Annotated in this window: 7 protein-coding genes; 3 read left to right on the forward strand and 4 right to left on the reverse strand. The window is 55.6% G+C overall.

The features are described from left to right. Together AMR42_RS03700 and AMR42_RS03705 are read left to right on the forward strand one after the other, a co-directional pair. A partial coding sequence (locus AMR42_RS03700; RefSeq protein WP_143472918.1) for a ferredoxin occupies positions 1–374 on the forward strand: 374 nt, incomplete at its 5' end. Between the two features lie 411 nt (positions 375–785). Then, positions 786–1,160 (forward strand): hypothetical protein, encoded by a 375-nt coding sequence (locus tag AMR42_RS03705; protein WP_199309304.1) that lies wholly within the window; start codon positions 786–788, stop codon positions 1,158–1,160. A gap of 40 nt (positions 1,161–1,200) precedes the next feature. Here the strand turns inward: AMR42_RS03705 and AMR42_RS03710 are convergent, their stop codons facing one another. The 4 genes from AMR42_RS03710 to AMR42_RS03730 form a co-directional block, all read right to left on the reverse strand. Then, the gene (locus AMR42_RS03710; protein WP_099532126.1) at positions 1,201–1,869 is read right to left on the reverse strand and encodes an alpha/beta hydrolase; all 669 of its coding nucleotides are present in this window, start codon (positions 1,867–1,869) and stop codon (positions 1,201–1,203) included. 9 nt (positions 1,870–1,878) lie between these two features. Beyond that, the gene (locus AMR42_RS03715) at positions 1,879–2,559 is read right to left on the reverse strand and encodes a hypothetical protein (RefSeq protein ID WP_099532127.1); all 681 of its coding nucleotides are present in this window, start codon (positions 2,557–2,559) and stop codon (positions 1,879–1,881) included. After that, on the reverse strand, positions 2,559–2,963 hold the full coding sequence (locus AMR42_RS03720) for a RusA family crossover junction endodeoxyribonuclease (RefSeq protein ID WP_199309303.1): 405 nt from the start codon (positions 2,961–2,963) through the stop codon (positions 2,559–2,561). The genes AMR42_RS03715 and AMR42_RS03720 overlap by 1 nt, the downstream gene beginning before the upstream one ends. A 212-nt stretch (positions 2,964–3,175) precedes the next feature. Next, entirely contained in the window at positions 3,176–3,946 is a 771-nt protein-coding gene (locus AMR42_RS03730; RefSeq protein ID WP_099532129.1) for a hypothetical protein, read from the reverse strand. Positions 3,947–4,026: 80 nt separating this feature from the next. Between AMR42_RS03730 and AMR42_RS03735 the strand changes: the two genes are divergently transcribed. After that, on the forward strand, positions 4,027–5,037 hold a 1,011-nt coding region (locus AMR42_RS03735), incomplete at its 3' end, for a M23 family metallopeptidase (RefSeq protein WP_158234340.1).

A 5,037-nucleotide genomic window follows, 5' to 3' on the forward strand; every position in this document is an offset into this window, starting at 1 on the left:
ACCGGGCCCCCTTCACGCCGCCTGCACAGTCCCCCTCGCCCGATCGGTCATCGGCACGCCCAACCGATTACGCAAGCGATCGCTCAACCGATCGCGCCACCACGGGCCCTGCCAACCGCCCCGTCGGCAGAATCCTGATTTGTCAAAAGTCCAGTTGTCGGAAGCGGGGCAGCGATGGCGTTTGCCGGGCGATTAACCAGGCGTTGGCCGATCGGGGACTGAGCGATCGGGTCAAGGTACAAACCACGGGCTGTCTCAAGGAATGTAGCCGCGGCCCAGCGGTGGTGACCCTTCCGGACAAAACCCGTCACACCCGGATCTCGCCCGATCGAATCCCCGAGCTGATTGAAACCCACTTCGGGCAACTGTCTTAGGGTTTGTCCTCTAATCCCTCAGCCCCTTGTGACGACGATTTGGGCATCGAAAATTAACCATTTCCGCTGGATTCCAGGAACAAACGACAGGCCCTAGGGTCTGTCGTCTTCTTTCTGAAACCCTGATGTTTGCGTCGCGCGGCCTGGAGAAACGGAGGCATGGCCCAGAGAACTCGCGTTTTGGTAACTAACCAATGCAAAGTTCTACAGTCTGTTAAAAATTGCGAGCGATCGGTCACAACTCCTTTCCATCTCAGGATTCCACCGATATTCTGGGGTTCAGAAGCGGTAGATAAAAATCGAGTTGGATCTTCTCGGCGGGGGTGTGTAACATCTCTGCCGATTGTTTTTCTCAGCTCCTTAGCCGTTTTGGATCCGTTTCCCAATGTTTTCCAACTTATGAAGCAGTCGATGATGTCTCTGCCGGCGATCGCCTTGGCCATTGGACTCGGTTTGGCAGTTCCAGTGATTGAAAGCGCGATCGCCCCGTCGGTGGTTTTGGCCCAAAGCTTGCCCACCGGCACATTTTCCGATGGGGAATGGACCGTGCGCATTGCTTACCAAGGCAACGCGCTCACCTACTACGGCCGCAATGAAAATAGCGGGGATTCATTGTTTTTGAGCGGGGCTTCCGTGGGTGGCAATGCCAGCCGCCGCACCTACACCTGGAACAATAGCGGTCATCGCTATCGGGTGAGCTGGCAACCGTCGGATCCGGACACGATTCGGGTGGAAGTGTTTTCGCCCAATGGTCGCAGCATTCTGAATCGACTGCTGTATCGCTAGGGTTGCAAGACCTGGGCATGGTCGCCAGGGTGATGCTTTTTCAAAACAACAGGCGCGATCGCAGTCGGTCTCCCCATTGATTGAGCTGCTCCAGCCACTGACCACCCCGATCGCGCCATTGTTGCCAAGTTTCCGCTAAGTTCACCAGTCGATCGACCCGCAGATCCACATTTTGGGTCGGGTACTTTTGCAGTAGCTCCAACAGGGAAATTTGACCGTCATTCTCCGCTGCGGCCATCAGGGCCCGGCGGAGATTTTGATTGTTGTCGGTGTGCTTGGGCCCTTGCAACACTTGGCTCAACTGCTCCAACAGGATTACTCCCTGGGAACTGGCCAGGGCCCGATCGAGCAGCGCAGGGGGCATGGTCACCCGCTGGGTCAAAATTTGGCGCACCCGATCGGGTCGTTGCTGGCTCAAGATCAAATAGGTTTCCAAATCATCCGAGAGTTCTCCCCGATCGGCCCAAGTCACCAAATCGGTGACCGGCAAGGCTCCCCCCAAAGGGCCGTAGCGAAGGGTGATGGTTTCCGCCGCGATCACGGGGCCAGTCCCGGCTCCCCAGGCGATCGCGAGGCTGGCGATCGAACCGGTCATCCAACGGGCCAGGGCGCGATCGGGTAGCAGGGCGCAATCAACTTGGTTGAGCAAAATCAGCGGCAACAGAGAACCTTTAACGCAGTACTGTTGAGTTGAAATCGTCTGTTGCATTTGAGTTAATTAGTCTGATTCGGCACTAATATGCGAAATTTTCAACAGTTGCTCGGCAATATCAATTAGCTGATCTATAGACTCTTGTGTAATCTGTACGGTCTTAAAGCCATGAGCAACTACATTGCGCAATGAAAGCGCATTCATAAGTACCTGATACTCAGAGCGCGAAATTACACCCTCTGTCACCAACTGTTTGACGAGATAGTGTGGATCAAGTTTTTGTACAATCACTCCTTCATTTTCTGCAACAAGCCTTAAGCTTGCCTCCGCCAGAGACCAGGAATAGAGGAGCGCGGACTCTGGATGTTGCGTTGCAAGTTGCCTTGCTATCTGCAATCTTGTTTCGATTTCAGATGATTGAAGAGAGCCTTCAGCCTCTGGCGGGTAGACGGCATCCTCTGGATTAGTCATCACTAACTCAAAGCGCCAACCGGGATGCTGTTCGACGGATTGAGCTAAATTTTGGAGATATTGCCTAGAAGAGGAACTCAGAGAACGGCGTGACTTCACTTCAATAATCACAGCTTCATTCCCCCGCCGAGCAATCATATCAGGACGATAATTCTTCAGAAAATTTGGCAGATCTTCAAGACTCGGATGAAAATAAACCTCATATCCCTGATTACGATATTCTTCCGCTAGTTGCAGTAATCGCTCTCTTTCTAGAGTTGCAGATGAAGTTGCCATTAAATAAGTACCTCTTGATCGGGAGCATCAATGACGACAATATGCAAAAATTCATTTCCACGAAGAAAGCCTTCTGCCAAGGTTGAGGTCATATTTTCAATTTTAAAGTTGCCTGACAGATTTCGTTTTCTGACAAGAACATCAGTGACTTGATCATCATCAATGTAGGCTAATCCAATTATGGCATCTTGAATTGGCTTGACAATATTGTCCACATCCATAGCCACAGAATCATAGAAATAGGTTATTTGCAGCATGATTAGACCGATCGCTGCTTTTTGTCCTGGGGGCCAATATTTCTCTGCTTCTTGTCGTACTGTCGTTTTCCAGGCTCTAAGACGCTCCCGCCTACGGGTTTGTTGAGATACGGGTGGCCCATCGACTATGAACTCAAGTCTCGTCAAAATACTCTCAAGTAAATTTCAGGTGGCAGACGTGCATTTGCATTTGTGTATTTATTGTCTTAACACGGGGTCTAAAACCCCGCCCTTTAGGGCCTGCTAGAATTTGACGGGCCGCTGGGCTAGCGGTGTCAGTCTGTGGAGCAACCGTAAGACCGGAAAACTCCTTGAGAGTGGAGGCAGGTGCAATGAAACAGAAACCTAAGTCGTGAGTCTTAGGAATCCTCGTTCCTTGGGGCGGGGAGGATGTCAAGCACTGACTCGGCGGGAGGATTCAGGGGTGTAGCCGGAGCCACCCGCTGGGCCGGACGGGGCAAATCATCGCGCCAAGGGCCCAACAGTTGCACCGAAACCCAGGCATAGCCTGCATAGGCCGGAATGGTGACCGCCGCGAGCAGGGCGGCAATTCCCCAACCCCAATTGCGGAAGCCGGGCCCTTGGTATTGGGTGCGATAGGGATCAAAGGGCAGAGCCGATCGATCCAGTTCGTCGCGCAAGTGCAGCGGCCGGCGAAATCGCACCCGGCGATCATCAAACTTTTCCAACAAAATCCAACCGGCCAGGGCTTCTTCGCGACAAAGTTGGGCAAAGGTGACAGGATTGGCAAAGAGGGGGCGATTGGCGCGCACAATTTTGTATTCCCACTCGATCGCCTGGCGCTCCGAAGGCGCGGTGTCTAGGGGGGGTAAGGCGGCCACGGCTGGATCGATCGGGCGGTGCAAACTCCGCAAAAACTCAACGCAATCGATTAGGTCGGGCTGTGTTGCAAGGTCGGGTTGTCCGGCGCTGGGGTCTATTTCCCGCAGCACCGATGTGAAGTCTTGGGGCGATCGGCTGGCGGGGGAACGGGGCATCCGGCGCGTGGGCCACAATGGCACGTCGCGGGAATCGGCATCGTAATCATCGCGGTAATGATCAAAACCTTCTTCACGAGCTTCATCCGCCAAGGGAAAGCCGGAAGCATCGGGGCCGGATTGCACCGTCATTGCTGCTGAAGCCTGTTGGAATGCGTATGGTGAAATGCGTACCGTGGAAGATGTATCCGCTTTGGGCATTGGGTGGCGAGATGGGACTCATTGTATCTGAGATATTTGCGTTGGTCGGTGGTGGGCTGGGCCAGACCCGGAACCAGGAAACGGGTGGGCGATCGGGCCCTTGGCGCTGGTTGCTTTGGGGGGCGATCGCCTTGGGGCCCGTCCTGATGCCCGTTACCCATACCAATGCCCAAGCCGCCGAACCACCCACCCCCGAGCCAAACAGCAACCCCTGTGGCCCGGCGGTGCTCGATCGACTGGTTCGCCATCGGTTGGCCGCCGGAGAAACCGTCGAAAGCCTCGCCAGTCGCTATAACCTGTTGCCCAGCACCCTGCTGGCCCTGAATCCCAACCTGCGGGGCGGCCAACTGCCCAAACCCGGCACGGAAATTTTGATTGCTCCCATTAACGGAATTCGGGTGGAAACCCAACCGGGCGACAATTGGCAGTCGATCGCCCAGCAATACCGCGTTCGGGCCGACTCTCTGTTTACGGTCAATGGTTGCCAGGCCCAACCGGGGCGATCGGTCTTTGTGCCCGGCGTGCTTTGGTCCCCGATCGACCCTGGAGTCGGCGCGCCCCCCAGCGCCAGCGACCCCGACAACGACCTGCTGCGCTACCCCCTGTCGGAAATTAGCCGCCCCCTAACGGACTTTGGTTGGCAAGTGGGGCCCGCCGGAGCCGCCGTCTTTAACAGTTACATCACCCTTGAAGCCCGACCCAGCGCCGTTGTCTTGGCCGTTGGGCCCGGAACCGTTGCTTTTGTGGGCCCCAACTCCGGCTATCCAGGGCAACTGGTGGTGATCAATCACCAGGGCGGCCGCCAAACCCGCTATGCCAACCTGGGAGCCATCTCTGTCCAGCGCGGGCAACGGGTCAACGCTGGCACTCGCCTGGGTACGATTCCCAGCCGCCCCGCCAACGGCCGCAGCCGTGGCCTGTGGTTTGAAGTTCGCTATAACTCCTCCGTGGGCTGGGTAGCGCAAAATCCTGGCCCTTACCTACAACGCATGGAACCGGCGCGATCGACCCCACCCAACCCC

Origin of the sequence: Limnothrix sp. PR1529 (genome assembly GCF_002742025.1) — a bacterium.
Lineage (GTDB): Bacteria > Cyanobacteriota > Cyanobacteriia > CACIAM-69d > CACIAM-69d > CACIAM-69d.